The sequence below is a fragment of the Streptomyces sp. NPDC060028 genome (assembly GCF_042736725.1).
GTDB lineage: Bacteria > Actinomycetota > Actinomycetes > Streptomycetales > Streptomycetaceae > Streptomyces.
Map to the genome: position 1 here is coordinate 1 of NZ_JBHWVJ010000024.1, position 14,476 is coordinate 14,476.

Here is a 14,476-nt window from a genome sequence, read left to right on the forward strand (position 1 = left end):
GCCCTGGACATCCAGGGCGCGGGCCTTCGTACGTACGGGGTGGGGGCGCCGGCTCTAGCCGAGCGGGTGCATCCAGCCGTGGGTGTCGGGGGTGTGGCCGGTCTGGAGGTCCAGCAGCGCCTTGCGCAGCTTCATGGTGACCTCGCCGGGCTCGCCGTTGCCCTGGGTCCAGTTGGCGCGCTCGGACTTGACGGAGCCGACCGGGGTGATCACGGCGGCGGTGCCGCAGGCGAACACCTCGGTGAGGGTGCCGTTCTCGTTGTCGCGCTTCCAGTCCTCGGTGGTGATGCGGCCCTCCTCGGCGGTGTAGCCGAGGTCGCGGGCGATGGTGAGGAGGGAGTCGCGGGTGATGCCCGGGAGGAGCGAGCCGGTGAGCTCGGGGGTGACGATGCGGTCGCCGTACACGAAGTACAGGTTCATTCCGCCCATCTCCTCGATCCAGCGGTGCTCGACGGCGTCGAGCCAGACCACCTGGTCGCAGCCGTGCGAGGCGGCCTGGGCCTGCGCGACGAGGGAGGCCGCGTAGTTGCCGCCGGTCTTGGCCGCACCGGTACCGCCCTTGACGGCGCGCACGTACTCCTCGGAGAGCCAGACGGAGACGGGCTTGACCCCACCGGGGAAGTACGCGCCGGCGGGCGAGGCGATGACCATGAACAGGAACTCGTTGGCCGGGCGGACGCCCAGGCCCACCTCGGACGCGAACATGAACGGGCGCAGGTACAGCGAGGCCTCGCCGGAGTCCGGCACCCATGCGCGGTCCTGCTGGATCAGCGCGTCGCAGGCGGCGATGAACAGCTCGGTGGGCAGCTCCGGCATCGCCATGCGGCGGGCGGAGGCCTGGAAGCGCTCGGCGTTGGCCTGCGGGCGGAAGGTGGCCACCGTGCCGTCGGGCTGCTTGTACGCCTTCAGACCTTCGAAGATCGTCTGCGCGTAGTGCAGGGTCATGTTGGCCGGGTCGATCGACAGCGGCGCGTACGGGACCAGCTCGGCGTCGTGCCAGCCGCGGCCCTCGGTCCACTTGACCGTCACCATGTGGTCGGTGAAGTGGCGGCCGAAGCCGGGGCTGGCCAGGATCGCCTCGCGCTCCGCGTCGGACAGCGGGTTCGAGGAGGGCTTGAGCTCGATCGTGGGCGTCGTCATGAGTGCTTGTCCTTCACCGTTGTGTATGGCGGACCGCGCTCATGCGTACCAGGACGTCCGAGCTTCCCCGTTTTCCGCGGCCTCGCGTTCGATTATCGCGCGCGAGGGGGCAACGGAGAAACGGGGTGATTGCGGCCCAGGGGAGATGGTGGCACCCGGGGCCGCACAGGAAAAGCCGCCGGGTCCGATGATCGTGACCCGGCGGCTTCCCTGAGGTGGAGCTGCCGGGTCAGCCGGCTACTCGTGCGGCGAGGGCGTCGCCGATGGCATCGGTGGAGCGGAACGTGCCGTCGCGCTCGGCGAGGTCGGCGGTGACGGCTTCCTCGATGCGGACGGCCTGGGCCTCGTGGCCGAGGTGGCGCAGCAGGAGCGCGACCGAGAGGATCGTCGCGGTCGGGTCCGCCTTGCCGGTGCCGGCGATGTCCGGGGCCGAGCCGTGGACGGGCTCGAACATGGACGGGAAGGCGCCGGTCGGGTTGATGTTCCCGGAGGCGGCCAGGCCGATTCCGCCGGTCACGGCGGCGGCCAGGTCGGTGAGGATGTCACCGAAGAGGTTGTCCGTGACGATGACGTCGAAGCGCTCGGGCTGGGTGACGAAGAAGATCGTCGCGGCGTCGACGTGCAGGTAGTCCGTGGTGACCTCGGGGTACTCCTGGCCGACCTTGTCGAAGATGTTCTTCCACATGTGGCCCGCGTACACGAGGACGTTGTTCTTGTGGACCAGCGTCAGCTTCTTGCGCGGACGGGCGTTGGCGCGCTCGTACGCGTCACGCACGACGCGCTCGACGCCGTACGCGGTGTTGATGCTGACCTCGGTGGCCACCTCGGCGGGGGTCCCGGTGCGCAGGCTGCCGCCGTTGCCGGTGTACGGGCCCTCGGTGCCCTCGCGGACCACGACGAAGTCGATCTCCGGACGGCCGGCGAGCGGGGTGGCCGTGTTGGGGAAGAGCTTCGACGGGCGCAGGTTGATGTAGTGGTCGAAGGCGAAGCGGAGCTTCAGCAGCAGACCGCGCTCCAGCACGCCGGACGGGACCGAAGGGTCGCCGATGGCGCCCAGCAGGATCGCGTCGTGGTGCTTGAGGGATTCGAGCTCCGCGTCCGGGAGGGTCTCACCGGTGCGGTGCCAGCGCTGGGCGCCGAGGTCGTATTCCCTGGTCTCCAGCTTCACGTCCTGGGGCAGGACCGCGGTAAGGACCTTGAGGCCCTGAGCCACGACTTCCTGGCCGATGCCATCACCGGGGATCACTGCGAGATTGATGCTGGTCGACATGGTGGAACCGTACTCCTTGTCCATCCCTCAGACATATCGCGTCCACGATGTGGACCGTGCGGATCACGTGGACGCGACGCGCCTGCGGGCGTTCAGTGCCCGGTCGAGCCGCCGTTGTCGCGGCGGTCGAGGGCGCGCTGGAGGGCGGCGGCGGCGTTCTTGCGGTCGGCGTCGGCGCCGGAGGAGTGGCGGACGCGGCGGGGGGCGGTGGTGGGCGTCATGGTGATCGACTCCTTGAGATCACGGCGTGGCGGGGCCACGGATGAGGGGTTCCTTCAAGGCGCCGGAAGAGGCGGGGAGCGGTGCGCCGCAGGGGTTGCCTGCCAAAGGGCGCGCGCTCTCGACCGCCATTCGCCGGATCAGCGAGACGTTCGGCTCTTACAAAGCTAGGACAGGTTCCGCTGTCTGTCTCCGCAATTACTCGGACTTCCTACTATCTGAGACGCGCAACCGCCCGGAAGGGCCTGTGCGGCGCCTCCGTTTCAGACCTCTGTCGAGCGGAGTTCCCTGATCAGAGCCCTTACGGCGAGGGTCGATGCAGCTTCCGGTGTGGTGACGTATCCCACCCGTCTCACCGGTCGCCCGGGCCCCAGATCGGTGATCTCCACCGCATCACCGGCCTCGCGGAGCGAGAGCTCGGGCAGGATCGCCATGCCGAGCCCCCGGCCGACCATGGTGAGCACCATGCCGTCGTCCTCCGCCTTGACGGTGGCCGAGGGGATCCAGTCCTGGGCCCGCCACCAGTCGCGGGTGTACGAGCCGCAGTTCTCGTCCCAGTCCAGCAGCGGCAGCGCCTTGGGATCCGGGTGCCCGACCGGGTGGACCAGCGCGTACGCCTCTTCCGCCAGGACCCCGGTCAGCAGGCCGGGCGCCGCGCCGTCCGCCGAGCCGTCCGCCGAGCCCAGGGTGGCGACGCCCAGGTCGGCGCGGCCGGCGGCCACCTCCCCGGCGGCGCCGGCGCCGAGCTCGCGCACCACCCGGACCTCGGGGCGGATGCCGGGGTGGCGGGCGGTGAGCCGCTCCAGGGCGGGCGGCAGCAGGTGCAGTGCCGCACTGCGGAACGCGGCGATGCGCAGGACCCCCTCCACCGTGCCGCGCCCGGCGCCGCGGGCCTCCGCGACGAGGACCTCGTACAGGCGCAGGATCCGGCGGGCGTGGCCGACGGCCCGCTCCCCCGCCGGGGTGGGCCGGGCGCCGGACCTGCCCCGATCGAAGAGGACCGCCCCGATCTTGGCCTCGCTGCCGCGGACCGCGTGCGATACGGCCGACTGGGTGATTCCGAGGGCCGCGCCCGCGGCGGAGAAGCCGCCGTACTCGGCGACGGCCACCAGGATGCGCAATTCCTGCGGAGCGAGTTCGGTCACGGTGGCCCCCACCTGCTTCTATGAACGGCATTCATGGATCTGCGGCTTCCATGAACCCAACCCCCTGCCCGGCCCGGTGATTCCTTCCTACTGTCGCCGCCATGACCACGCAGACCGGCCACGCCGTCCACCAGATCGCCCGCCCGACCGGCTTCCCCGCCGCCACCGACTTCGCCTACGTCGAGACCCCCGTCCCCTCCCCCGCCCCCGGCACCGCCCTTGTGGAGAACCTCCTGCTGTCGGTGGACCCGTACCACCGCGGATTGATGGACGGCGGCGAAGGCGGCTTCGAGCTGAACACCCCGCTGGAGGGCCGTTCGGTGGGCCGGGTGCTCGCCTCCCGCGACCCGGGACTCGCGGAGGGCGACCTCGTCTTCCACCGCGCCGGGTGGCGCACGCACGCGCTGGTCACCCTCGGCGTGGACGGCGCCCGCAAGCTGAAGGGGTACGAGGGCGTCCCGCTGGAGGCGTACCTCTCGATCCTCGGCGGCACCGGCCTGACCGCGTACGCCGCCCTGACCCGGACGGCGGCGCTGCGCGAGGGCGAGGACCTGTTCGTGTCCGCCGCCGCGGGCGGGGTCGGCACGGCGACCGGCCACATCGCCCGGCTGCTCGGCGCCCGCCGGATCATCGGCAGCGCGGGCTCGGCCGCGAAGGTCCGCCGGCTCACCGAGCGGCTCGGCTTCGACGCGGCCTTCGACTATCACGACGGGCCGGTGGGCGAGCAGCTCGCGAAGGCGGCCCCGGAGGGCATCGACGTCTACGTGGACAACGTCGGCGGCGACCACCTGGAGGGCGCGATCGACGTGCTGCGCGAGTACGGGCGGATCGCCTGGGTCGGCGGGATCTCGATGTACAACGGGGACCGGTCCCCGGCCGCGCCCCGCAACCTCTTCGAGGTCGTACACAAGTCGCTGCGCCTGGAAGGGGTATTGGTTCGAAATCACACCAATCTGCAGGACGAGCTGGAGGACTTCCTCGTCCCCCACCTGCGCAGTGGCCGGATCGGCACCGACACCACCGTTGTACAGGGATTCGATCACACCGTGGAGGCATTCCAGGGGGTGCTCCGCGGGGACAATCTGGGCAAGATGCTCGTCCGCGTCGGCAGCTGAATCCAGCCACCCGGAAGTTCACCGAACTCTTACCGCACGGATGTAGACCTTTGGCGGCCGTCCCGCCACTCTTGCCGTCAATGTGCCAGCGGGGCACTTGAGTTGGAGGCGAGTAGCCAGTGACACCGATCAGCCGCAGGGGTTTCGTGGGTATCGGCGCCGGACTGGTGGCGGGGGCGGCCCTGCCCGGGATCGCACCGTCGACGGCGGCCGCGGCGGCCGCGACCGGCACGATCACCGATGTGAAGCACGTGGTGATCCTGATGCAGGAGAACCGCAGCTTCGACCACTACTTCGGCAGGCTCAAGGGTGTCCGCGGCTTCGGCGACCGCGCCGCCGGCAACATCCCCGGCGGCTGGGGCATGTTCAACCAGCCGAACTGGGGCGGCCGCCAGTACCCCTGGAAGCTGAGCGCCACCCCGCCCGCGGGCGGGGTGGACGGCGAGACCCTCGCCCAGTGCAACGGCGACCTCCCGCACAGCTGGACCTCGCAGCACGCCGCCTGGAACAAGGGCCGGATGGACAACTTCGTCACCGGCGTCGGCAACACCCGCACCCTCGGCTACCTGGACCGGGGAGACATCCCCTTCCACTACGGCCTCGCCGACAACTACACGGTCTGCGACGCGTACTTCTGCTCCACGCTGAGCGCGACCGGCCCGAACCGCACCTTCCTGTGGAGCGGCAAGGTCGACGCCGGGAGCAAGGACGGCGGCGACGAGTCCGGGCTGACCTGGGAGGCGTACGCGGAGGCCCTCCAGCGGGCCGGCATGACCTGGAAGGTCTACCAGAACGCCCAGGACAACTACGGCGACAACGGTCTGGCCTATTTCAAGAAGTTCACGGACGCCGCCCCCGGCAACCCGCTGTGGGACCGGGGCATGAGCTCCGTCCCCAAGGTCACCGGCTCCACCCCGGACGACATCGCGGCCGCCATCCGGGCGGACGTGGTCGCCGGGACCCTCCCGCAGGTCTCCTGGGTCGTGGCGAACGAGGCCTTCTCCGAGCACCCGTACGCCCCGCCCGGCGACGGCGCGCACTTCGTGGACCTGGTCTACCGGGCGCTCGCCGCGAACCCGGAGGTCTTCGACTCCACCGTGCTCTTCCTCAACTACGACGAGAACGACGGCTTCTTCGACCACGTCCCGCCGCCCGTCGCCCCGCCCGGCACGCCCGGCGAGTACATCGACGGCGTCCCGATCGGCCTCGGCTTCCGTGTCCCGATGATCGTGATGTCCCCCTGGACGCGCGGCGGCTGGGTGAGCTCGGAGGTCTTCGACCACACCTCGGTCCTGCGGTTCATGGAGACGTGGACGGCCGCCCTCGGCAGCCCCGCCACCTGTCCGAACATCAGCGTCTGGCGCCGCAAGGTGGTCGGCGACCTGACCGGCGTCTTCGACTTCGGGCACCCGGTGTACGGGGTCCCCGCGGGCCTGCCGTCCACCGCGAAGGTCATCGGCCAGTCGACCTGCGGCCCGCTGCCCAACCCGGCGCCGCAGGACAACGCGCTCCCGGCCCAGGAGCCCGGCACGCGGCCGGCGCGAGCCCTTCCGTACCAGGTGAACGGCAACCTGGACCGCTTCGAGTTCGGGGCGGCCGGCAAGATCCTGGCCTGGTTCTCGATGACCAACCAGGGGGCGCAGGCCAAGCAGGCCGCGCACTTCTCGATCCACCCGCACCAGTACCGGGACACGGCCGCCTGGCAGTACACGGTCGACCCGAACAGCACCTCGACGGACTACTTCAACATCGGCCTGGGCTCCGGCTCCGGGAAGTACGACATCTCGATGTACGGCCCGAACCGCTTCCTGCGGCGCTTCCTCGGCGACGCCACGAAGGCGGGCAAGAACCTGGAGGTGGCGGCCCGCTTCGCGGTGGAGCCGGGCACCGGCAAGACGGCGGTCTACTTCAAGATGACCAACTCGTCCGCCGCGCCGGTCACCTTCACGATCCGCTCCAACGCCTACCGCACGGACGGCCCGTGGACCTACACGGTCCCGGCGAACTCCTCGCGGGAGGACTACTTCAACGCGGTGGCGTACAGCAACGGCTGGTACGACTTCACGGTCCTGACCGACGCCGACGGCACCTGGTCGCGCCGCTACACGGGCCACATCGAGTCGGGCGCGCCCAGCATCTCCGGCTGACGGGGCTACAGTACGTCCCCGTCGCGCCAGTCGAAGTCCAGCCGCCCGGCGGGGTCCGGAAGGGCCCCGCCGGGCGGAACCCACAGGTAGGTGCTGCCCTCCTCCTCGGGGAGCCGCTCGGGCCCCCGCGGCCCGAGCACCCCGATCGGCCCGCCCCACACCGTCCACCCCCGGCCCTCGTACAACGCGGCTCCGGCCCTGGACGCCGAGAGCGCGCCGAGCACGTAGGCCCGCGCGATGACCTCCTCCAGCGCGGCCATCGCGACCCCGCCGATCCCCCGCCGCCGGTGGTCCGCCCGTACGGCCACGGCCTCGACGTACCCGACGCGCAGGGCCCTGCCCCGGTGCACGGCCCGCCGCTGCACCACGCTCCCGTGCCCGACCAGCTCACCGCCCTCGTGGATCAGCGCGTGCATCCCGCCGAGCCCGTGCTCGAAGTCCTCGTCGGAGAACTGCCCCTCGAACGCTCCGTCGAGCAGGGCCCGGATCTCCTCCAGCGCGCCGGGGCCCAACTGCGAGGTGTGGGCGAGGTGTGTCCGTGTATCGGTCATGGAACCAGTGTCCCCCGGCCACCAATCGGCCTGCACGTTCCTGGCCGTCTCCCGGGCCGCCCCGGCACACTCGCCTCATGTCGCCCGATACCCAGCAATGGACCCCTGCCCACGGCGAGCCGTACCGCCCCGTCGCCTACCGGCCGCAGCGGATGCCCGGCCCGGAATCCCTCGCCCGTGCCGCCGAGTTGCGGGCCCGGATGGACGAGCGGCGCACGGTACGCCACTTCTCCGCGGACCCCGTGCCCGAGCAGGTCGTCCGGGACGCCGTCGCCTGCGCCGCGACCGCGCCGTCCGGGGCGCACCAGCAGCCGTGGACGTTCGTCCTGGTCAAGGACCCGTCCGTGCGGCAGCAGATCCGCGCCGCCGCCGAGCAGGAGGAGCAGCTGTCCTACGACGGCCGGCTCGGCGACGAGTGGCTCGCCGCGCTGCGGCCCATCGGCACGGACGCCGTGAAGACCCACCTCACGGACGCCCCGGCCCTGGTCGTGGTCTTCCAGCAGCGGCACTGGCTCGGCCCGGACGGTACGAAGCGCAAGCACTACTACGTCGACGAGTCGGTGGGCATCGCGGTGGGCATGCTGCTGTCCGCGCTCCACCTGTCCGGGCTCGCGGCCCTGATCCACACCCCGAGCCCGATGCGCTTCCTCTCCCACGTCCTGAACCGTCCGGCGAACGAGAAGGCCTTCGCGGTCATCCCGATCGGCTACCCGGCGGACGACTGCGAGGTCCCGGACCTGCTCCGCAAGTCCCTCGCCCAGGTCATGGTCGAGGTCTAGTGCTGTGACCGGAACGGTTCACCGCGTCGCGGCGCCCGGCACGGCAACCCTTTCCGGCCACAGCACTAGCCGCCGCCGTCGGGCGCGGCGGGCTCCTCGGCCGCCCGCCCGCCGAGCGCCCCGGCCAGCCGCATCCCGATCCGCACCCGGTCCTCCGGGGAGCACGCCTCCATGGCGGCCCGCACCTGCCGCAGGATGAGCCAGTCCCGCACCACTTTGGCCACCCCGAGCACGGCCGCCGTCACGCACGCCGCGGTCAGCACGGGACCCGCTCCGCGCAGGGTCCGCGCCGTACGGTGAGGGAGGCGCCGTCCAGCGAGATCCGTCCCGGGGGATCCGCCCGGCCGTCGGCCTCCGAGGCGGTGCCGGGCGACGGTGCGGCGAGCCCGCTGCGGCGCAGCCGGTCCTCCATCTCCGGGGCGCCGACCGCGCAGCACCATTCGATGACCAGGCTCCGACGACCGTGGTGATAGGTGTTGGCCCAGCCGTGCGCCGTACCGGCCGCGTTGACGAGCAGGGGCCGTCGCAGGACACGGCTCAGCAGCCGGCCGCACGTCTCGGCGCCCCCGCCCTCCGAGCCCCAGCGGCGCACCTCGGCCGCCTCCGCCGGGTGCACGCCGCGCCGGTGGCTGCGCCACAGTTGCGTCAGCCCGTCCCCGTGGTCGGGGAGCCGTGGAACCCAGTCCGCCCGCGGGTGCACGAGGCGGACGAGCGCCTCGCCCCCGACACGGGTGAGCGCCCATTCCCCGCCCTGCGGGCTCAGCCGCAGGCCGGGCACGCCCCGCAGACCGCCGTAGCGCTCGTCGAACCTCGGCACCACCGCGGCCAGTACCGCGTCGGCCGTCGCCGGGTGCAGGCCGAGCACCAGGCCGGACCGGCTGGGCCGGGCATGGGTGAAACCGAGTACAGCTCCGTCCACCTGCTCGTGGCGCAGCCGGTCGGCGAGTTCGAGTACGAGCTGCGACTCGAAGGCCCGCTGCTCCGCGCCGGCGGCATCGGGCACCGGCTGCCGCCGGGTGATCAGCCCGGCCGCGGCCCACTTCAGGCAGGTGTGGTGCGCGAGGCCCGTGGCCTCGCGGCAGAGGGTCGCCACACGGTGGCGGTTGTCTGTACGCCTGGACATACGTCTCCCCGGGCGCCGTCCCGGTACGGGCGCGTAGAGGTGTCGTATCGCCTGGCCGTGCCCACCCCGTACGGGAACTCGCTAGAGCCCTCAGCTCCCTCGGGTTGCCGGGCCCGAGTGCGTGGAGCGTGTCGCCGTACACGACAACTCCCTTCAGGCTAGCAGGAGTCGAGCACCCCGGGAACTGGAACCGCCCCCGCTCCGGACTTGGGGGTACCGGAGCGGGGGCGGGGCTTTGCGGGGCCGGGAGGTCAGCCCATGTGGGGGTACGGGTAGTCCGTCGGCGCGACCAGGGTCTCCTTGATGGAGCGGGTCGAGGTCCAGCGCTGCAGGTTCGTCGCGGCGCCCGCCTTGTCGTTCGTACCCGAGGCGCGGCCGCCGCCGAAGGGCTGCTGGCCGACCACGGCGCCGGTCGACTTGTCGTTGATGTAGAAGTTGCCCGCCGCGAAGCGGAGCTTCTCCATCGCGTCCGCGGCCGCGTACCGGTCCCCGGCGATGATCGAGCCGGTCAGGGCGTACGCCGAGACGGACTCCATCTGCGCGAGCATCGCGTCGAAGGCGGCGTCCTCGTAGACGTGCACGGCGAGGATCGGGCCGAAGTACTCGGTCGTGAAGACCTCGTTCTCGGGGTCGGTGCACGCGATGACGGTCGGGCGCACGAAGTAGCCCTCCGAGTCGTCGTACGTGCCGCCCGCGACGATCTCGCAGGTCGGGTCGGCGATGGCGCGGTCGATCGCGGCCTTGTTCTTGGCGAACGAGCGCTCGTCGATGACGGCGCCGATGAAGTTCGTCAGGTCGCGGACGTCACCCATGGCGATGCCGTCGACCTCGGCCGCGAAGGCCTCCTTGAAGCCGTCGTTCCAGATCGAGGCCGGGACGTAGGCGCGCGAGGACGCCGAGCACTTCTGGCCCTGGAACTCGAAGGAGCCGCGGGTCAGCGCGGTCTTCAGGACGGCGCGGTCCGCGGACGGGTGCGCGACGACGAAGTCCTTGCCGCCGGTCTCGCCGACCAGGCGCGGGTAGGACTTGTACTTCTCGATGTTGTTGCCGACCGTCTTCCACAGGTACTGGAAGGTCTTGGTCGAGCCCGTGAAGTGGATGCCGGCGAGCTCCGGGTGCTCCAGGGCCACCTCGGAGACGGCGATGCCGTCGCCCGTCACCAGGTTGATGACGCCCTTCGGCAGGCCGGCCTCCTCCAGCAGCTCCATCAGGAGGACGGCGGAGTGGGTCTGCGTCGGGGACGGCTTCCACACGACCACGTTGCCCATCAGGGCGGGGGCGGTCGGCAGGTTGCCCGCGATGGCCGTGAAGTTGAACGGGGTGATCGCGTACACGAAGCCCTCGAGCGGGCGGTGGTCGCTGCGGTTCCACACGCCGGCGGAGTTCGCGCCCGGCTGCTCGGCCAGGATCTGGCGGGCGAAGTGGACGTTGAAGCGCCAGAAGTCGACGAGCTCGCACGGGGTGTCGATCTCGGCCTGCTGCGCGGTCTTGGACTGGCCCAGCATGGTGGATGCGGCCAGCTTCTCGCGCCACGGGCCGGAGAGCAGCTCGGCGGCGCGCAGGATGATCGCGGCGCGGTCGTCGAAGGACATCGAGCGCCAGGCCGGGGCGGCGGCGAGGGCGGCGTCGACGGCCTCCTGCGCGTCGGCCTGGGTGGCGTTGGCGTAGGTGCCGAGGACCGACTTGTGGTCGTGCGGCTGCACCACGTCGAAGCGCTCGCCGGCGCCCATCCGCTTGACGCCGTTGATCGTCATCGGGAGGTCGATCGGGTTCTCGGACAGCTGCTTGAGCTGCACTTCGAGGCGTGCGCGCTCCGGGGTGCCGGGGGCGTACGAGTGGACCGGCTCGTTGACCGGAGCGGGGACCTGGGTCACAGCGTCCATGAGTAGATAACTCCTTGACCTAGTTCTTGGTGATCATCGAGCGGAGGAAGAAGAGCAGGTTGGCCGGCTTCTCCGCGAGGCGGCGCATGAAGTAGCCGTACCAGTCCGTCCCGTACGCGGTGTAGACGCGCATCCGGTGTCCTTCGGCGGCCAGGCGCAGGTGCTCCTCGCTGCGGATGCCGTACAGCATCTGGAACTCGTACTCGTCCAGCTTGCGCCCGGCGGTGCGGGCGAGCTCCTGGCCGATGGCGATCAGGCGCGGGTCGTGCGACCCGATCATCGGGTAGCCGTCGCCCTCCATCAGGACCTTCAGGATGCGGACGTACGCCTTGTCGATCTCCGCCTTGTCCTGGTACGCGACCTCGGCGGGCTCCTTGTAGGCGCCCTTCACGATCCGGACGCGGCTGCCGGCGGCGGCCAGGCGGCGGGCGTCGGCCTCGGTGCGGAAGAGGTAGGCCTGGATCACGCAGCCGGTCTGCGGGAAGTCCCGGCGCAGCTCCTCGTGGATGGCGAACATCGAGTCGAGGGTGGTGTGGTCCTCGGCGTCCAAGGTGACGGTGGTGCCGATGGCCGCGGCGGCCTCGACGACCGGGCGGACGTTGGCGAGCGCGAGCTCGTGCCCGCCCTCCAGCGCCTGGCCGAACATCGACAGCTTGACCGACATCTCGACCGTCTCGCCGAGGCCCAGGACGCTCAGGCGGTCGATCAGCTCCAGGTAGGCGTCGCGGGCGGCGTGCGACTGCTCCACCGTGGTGATGTCCTCGCCGACGACGTCGAGGGTGACCTCCAGCCCGTTGCTCGTGAGCTCCTCGACGATCGGGATGACCTGGTCGACCGTCTCACCGGGGATGAACCGGTTCACCACGGGCTTGGTCACCGGGGCGGCAGAGACGATTCGGCGCAGCTTGTCGCTGCGCGAGGCGGCGAGGATCGCGGGACCCAGCACGGGGCACCTCCAACGGGTGGCAGAAGCGGACATACGGCCATCACCGGTGCGGCGGCGACCACAAGGAAAACGCAAGTGAAACCACCGTGAAACCTATGGATCTCCACGATCCTCTGCCATCGACAGCTGTCACGCATCCGTGTCCCGGATCTCATACATCTGTCTGAAGACCGGGTGCGGCAGTGCGAGAATGGCCGGGTGAAGGGCGATTACCAGGACCTGGTGGACGAGATCTCGGGGCTGCTCGGCGCCCCGGCGACGCTGGAGAACCGGGACTTCCGCCTCATCGCCTTCGGCGCCCACGACAGCGACGACGACCTCGCCATGGACCCGGTCCGCACCCGCTCGATCCTCACCCGGCAGTCCACGGCCGCCGTGCGCGCCTGGTTCGAGGCCTACGGCATCGCGCGCGCCACCGGGCCGGTACGGATCCCGGCGGCCCCGGACGCGGGGGTCTTCCGGGGGCGGCTCTGCCTGCCGGTGCGCTACCGCGGGATCGTGCAGGGGTACGTGTGGCTGCTGGACCAGGAGTCCGGCCCCGGCCCGGCGCACGGCGCGGGACCGGGCCCGGCGGCTCTGGACGCGGCGATGGAGGTGGCCCAGCGGATCGGGGTCCTGCTCGCGGAGGAGGCCCGGGCGGGCGCCGACCTCTCGCGGGAGTTCCGCGCGGTGCTCACCGCCGGGCGGGGCTGGCAGCGGGACATGGCGGTGGCCGCGCTGCGGGTGGCGCTGGGGCCGGGGGCCGACGGACTGCACGCGGCGGTCTGCGTGGCCCCGTGGACCGGGGAGACCCCGTCGTCGGTACCGGGCGCGGCCGCGGTGTGCGTCGTACCGAAGCCGGGCGGCGGGTCGGGCGACGGATCCGGGGACGGATCCGGGGACGCGTCCGGGTCCGGGTCCGGGCAAGCCCCCGGCGGGCAGGCGCTGGCGGTGCTGGTGCGGCTGCGCTCCGCGGACGCGCTGGCTCCGGCGCTGACGGCGGTGTCCCGGCTGCTGCCTCGGGCGGCGGGGGGACCGGGCGCGGCAGCGGCCGGGGTGTCCGACCTGGTGCGGGCCCTGGCGGAACTGCCCGCCGCCTGGCAGCAGGCCGTGGCCGCGGCGCGGGCGGGGGCGGCGCAGCCGCGGTTCGGCCCGGTCGCGCAGTGGTCGCTGATCGGCCCGTACCGGATGCTGACGGCCATCGCCGCGGACCCGGTGGACGACCCGGCGACGCGGACGCTGCTCGGGCCGGGCAACCGGGAACTCGCCCGCACCGCCGAGGTGTTCCTCGACTGCGCCGGCCAGGCGGGCCGCGCGGCGGCGGCCCTGGGCATCCACCGGCAGACCCTGTACTACCGCCTCTCGCGGGTGGAGCAGCTGACCGGGCTCGACCTCGACGAGGGCGAGGACCGGCTGCTGCTCCACATGGCCCTCAAGGCGGCCCGGCTCGCCTAGGCCGCGGGCCCGGACGCGGGATCGGAAACGGGCTCGGAAACGGACGCGGGCTCGGAAGCGGGCCCGGCCACCGGGGCCTTCGCCATCGCCTCCACCGCCCGCCGCATCCCCTCGGTCAGTTCCGCCGGGGTCGCGGCCGACGCCGGGTCGAAGAGCCACTGGAGCATGAAGCCGTTGAGCAGCGCCTGGTAGAACGCGCCCGTCGTGCGCATGTCCTCCTCGCCCACCTGCTCCTCCGGCACCCCGGTGAACATCGAGACCATGCCCTTGCGGCCCTCCCCCTGCGAGGCGGCGAGCAGTTCACGCAGCTCCGGCAGCCGCTCGCGGGTGAGCGCGACCTCCATGCTGGCCGCCCAGATCGGGCCCGACGCCTCGTGCCCGGCGTGCACCCCGTCCCACACCGAGCGGAACCGCTCCAGCGAGCCACCCTCCCCCTCGATACCGGCGGTGAACTTGTTGCCCCAGTCCTCGATGAGGGCGATGAACGCCTGCGTCAGCAGCGCGTCCTTGGAGCCGTAGTGGTACCCGATGGATGCCAGGTTCGCGCCCGAGGCCTTGACGATGTCCCGCGCGGTGGTCCGTACGAAACCCTTCTCGACCAGGCACTTCTTGGCGCCCTCCAGCAGATCTTCGCGATGTCCCATGGCTTCACCGTAGCAAGACACCCGTCCTAGACAGAAGTTCTATACGATCGTTCTAGACACACGTTTATGACGCTTGTACA

The 14,476-nt window shown here is 71.5% G+C and carries 14 protein-coding genes; 4 read left to right on the plus strand and 10 right to left on the minus strand.

The window, feature by feature from the left end:
* Nucleotides 1–54 precede the first annotated feature (54 nt).
* The 4 genes from ACFWBF_RS14445 to ACFWBF_RS14460 form a co-directional block, all read right to left on the minus strand.
* Nucleotides 55–1,140, minus strand: a complete 1,086-nt coding sequence (locus ACFWBF_RS14445; protein ID WP_385600420.1) for a branched-chain amino acid aminotransferase — start codon at nucleotides 1,138–1,140, stop codon at nucleotides 55–57.
* A 229-nt stretch (nucleotides 1,141–1,369) separates the two neighbouring features.
* Nucleotides 1,370–2,410 (minus strand): 3-isopropylmalate dehydrogenase, encoded by a 1,041-nt coding sequence (locus ACFWBF_RS14450; RefSeq protein WP_385600423.1) that lies wholly within the window; start codon nucleotides 2,408–2,410, stop codon nucleotides 1,370–1,372.
* Nucleotides 2,411–2,502: 92 nt separating this feature from the next.
* Complete coding sequence (locus ACFWBF_RS14455) at nucleotides 2,503–2,631, minus strand: hypothetical protein (RefSeq protein WP_385600427.1); 129 nt, start codon at nucleotides 2,629–2,631, stop codon at nucleotides 2,503–2,505.
* A gap of 261 nt (nucleotides 2,632–2,892) precedes the next feature.
* Nucleotides 2,893–3,774, minus strand: coding sequence for a LysR family transcriptional regulator (locus ACFWBF_RS14460; RefSeq protein ID WP_385600430.1), 882 nt, complete (start codon nucleotides 3,772–3,774; stop codon nucleotides 2,893–2,895).
* 101 nt (nucleotides 3,775–3,875) lie between these two features.
* Here ACFWBF_RS14460 and ACFWBF_RS14465 point away from each other — a divergent pair, with 101 nt between their 5' ends.
* Entirely contained in the window at nucleotides 3,876–4,889 is a 1,014-nt protein-coding gene (locus ACFWBF_RS14465) for an NADP-dependent oxidoreductase (protein ID WP_385600434.1), read from the plus strand.
* Between the two features lie 119 nt (nucleotides 4,890–5,008).
* Nucleotides 5,009–7,036 carry a phosphocholine-specific phospholipase C gene (locus ACFWBF_RS14470; protein ID WP_385600437.1) on the plus strand — a complete coding sequence of 676 codons (2,028 nt, stop codon included), beginning with the start codon at nucleotides 5,009–5,011 and terminating at the stop codon, nucleotides 7,034–7,036.
* 5 nt (nucleotides 7,037–7,041) lie between these two features.
* Here the strand turns inward: ACFWBF_RS14470 and ACFWBF_RS14475 are convergent, their stop codons facing one another.
* Nucleotides 7,042–7,587, minus strand: a complete 546-nt coding sequence (locus tag ACFWBF_RS14475; RefSeq protein WP_385600440.1) for a GNAT family N-acetyltransferase — start codon at nucleotides 7,585–7,587, stop codon at nucleotides 7,042–7,044.
* A gap of 77 nt (nucleotides 7,588–7,664) precedes the next feature.
* On the opposite strand from ACFWBF_RS14475, the gene ACFWBF_RS14480 reads away from it, so the two are divergent.
* Complete coding sequence (locus tag ACFWBF_RS14480) at nucleotides 7,665–8,366, plus strand: nitroreductase family protein (RefSeq protein ID WP_385600443.1); 702 nt, start codon at nucleotides 7,665–7,667, stop codon at nucleotides 8,364–8,366.
* Nucleotides 8,367–8,431: 65 nt separating this feature from the next.
* Here ACFWBF_RS14480 and ACFWBF_RS14485 read toward each other — a convergent pair whose 3' ends face one another.
* The 4 genes from ACFWBF_RS14485 to ACFWBF_RS14500 form a co-directional block, all read right to left on the minus strand.
* Nucleotides 8,432–8,629, minus strand: a complete 198-nt coding sequence (locus ACFWBF_RS14485) for a hypothetical protein (RefSeq protein ID WP_385600445.1) — start codon at nucleotides 8,627–8,629, stop codon at nucleotides 8,432–8,434.
* Nucleotides 8,623–9,489 carry a hypothetical protein gene (locus ACFWBF_RS14490; protein ID WP_385600448.1) on the minus strand — a complete coding sequence of 289 codons (867 nt, stop codon included), beginning with the start codon at nucleotides 9,487–9,489 and terminating at the stop codon, nucleotides 8,623–8,625. The genes ACFWBF_RS14485 and ACFWBF_RS14490 overlap by 7 nt, the downstream gene beginning before the upstream one ends.
* Nucleotides 9,490–9,740: 251 nt before the next feature.
* Nucleotides 9,741–11,372, minus strand: a complete 1,632-nt coding sequence (gene pruA / locus ACFWBF_RS14495; protein ID WP_385600450.1) for an L-glutamate gamma-semialdehyde dehydrogenase — start codon at nucleotides 11,370–11,372, stop codon at nucleotides 9,741–9,743.
* A 19-nt stretch (nucleotides 11,373–11,391) separates the two neighbouring features.
* Entirely contained in the window at nucleotides 11,392–12,318 is a 927-nt protein-coding gene (locus ACFWBF_RS14500; RefSeq protein ID WP_385600452.1) for a proline dehydrogenase family protein, read from the minus strand.
* Nucleotides 12,319–12,516: 198 nt separating this feature from the next.
* On the opposite strand from ACFWBF_RS14500, the gene ACFWBF_RS14505 reads away from it, so the two are divergent.
* Nucleotides 12,517–13,752 (plus strand): PucR family transcriptional regulator, encoded by a 1,236-nt coding sequence (locus ACFWBF_RS14505; protein ID WP_385600455.1) that lies wholly within the window; start codon nucleotides 12,517–12,519, stop codon nucleotides 13,750–13,752.
* On the opposite strand, the gene ACFWBF_RS14510 is transcribed toward ACFWBF_RS14505, so the two are convergent.
* Complete coding sequence (locus ACFWBF_RS14510) at nucleotides 13,749–14,396, minus strand: TetR/AcrR family transcriptional regulator (protein WP_385600457.1); 648 nt, start codon at nucleotides 14,394–14,396, stop codon at nucleotides 13,749–13,751. The genes ACFWBF_RS14505 and ACFWBF_RS14510 overlap by 4 nt on opposite strands.
* Nucleotides 14,397–14,476 lie beyond the last annotated feature (80 nt).

What these genes read in the sequence shown, in the direction of transcription:
- ACFWBF_RS14445 (WP_385600420.1), bottom strand. Translation starts at nt 1,140, where the DNA reads ATGACGACGCCCACGATCGAGCTCAAGCCCTCCTCGAACCCGCTGTCC.
- ACFWBF_RS14450 (WP_385600423.1), bottom strand. Translation starts at nt 2,410, where the DNA reads ATGTCGACCAGCATCAATCTCGCAGTGATCCCCGGTGATGGCATCGGC.
- ACFWBF_RS14455 (WP_385600427.1), bottom strand. Translation starts at nt 2,631, where the DNA reads ATGACGCCCACCACCGCCCCCCGCCGCGTCCGCCACTCCTCCGGCGCC.
- ACFWBF_RS14465 (WP_385600434.1), top strand. Translation starts at nt 3,876, where the DNA reads ATGACCACGCAGACCGGCCACGCCGTCCACCAGATCGCCCGCCCGACC.
- ACFWBF_RS14475 (WP_385600440.1), bottom strand. Translation starts at nt 7,587, where the DNA reads ATGACCGATACACGGACACACCTCGCCCACACCTCGCAGTTGGGCCCC.
- ACFWBF_RS14480 (WP_385600443.1), top strand. Translation starts at nt 7,665, where the DNA reads ATGTCGCCCGATACCCAGCAATGGACCCCTGCCCACGGCGAGCCGTAC.
- ACFWBF_RS14490 (WP_385600448.1), bottom strand. Translation starts at nt 9,489, where the DNA reads ATGTCCAGGCGTACAGACAACCGCCACCGTGTGGCGACCCTCTGCCGC.
- pruA (WP_385600450.1), bottom strand. Translation starts at nt 11,372, where the DNA reads ATGGACGCTGTGACCCAGGTCCCCGCTCCGGTCAACGAGCCGGTCCAC.
- ACFWBF_RS14510 (WP_385600457.1), bottom strand. Translation starts at nt 14,396, where the DNA reads ATGGGACATCGCGAAGATCTGCTGGAGGGCGCCAAGAAGTGCCTGGTC.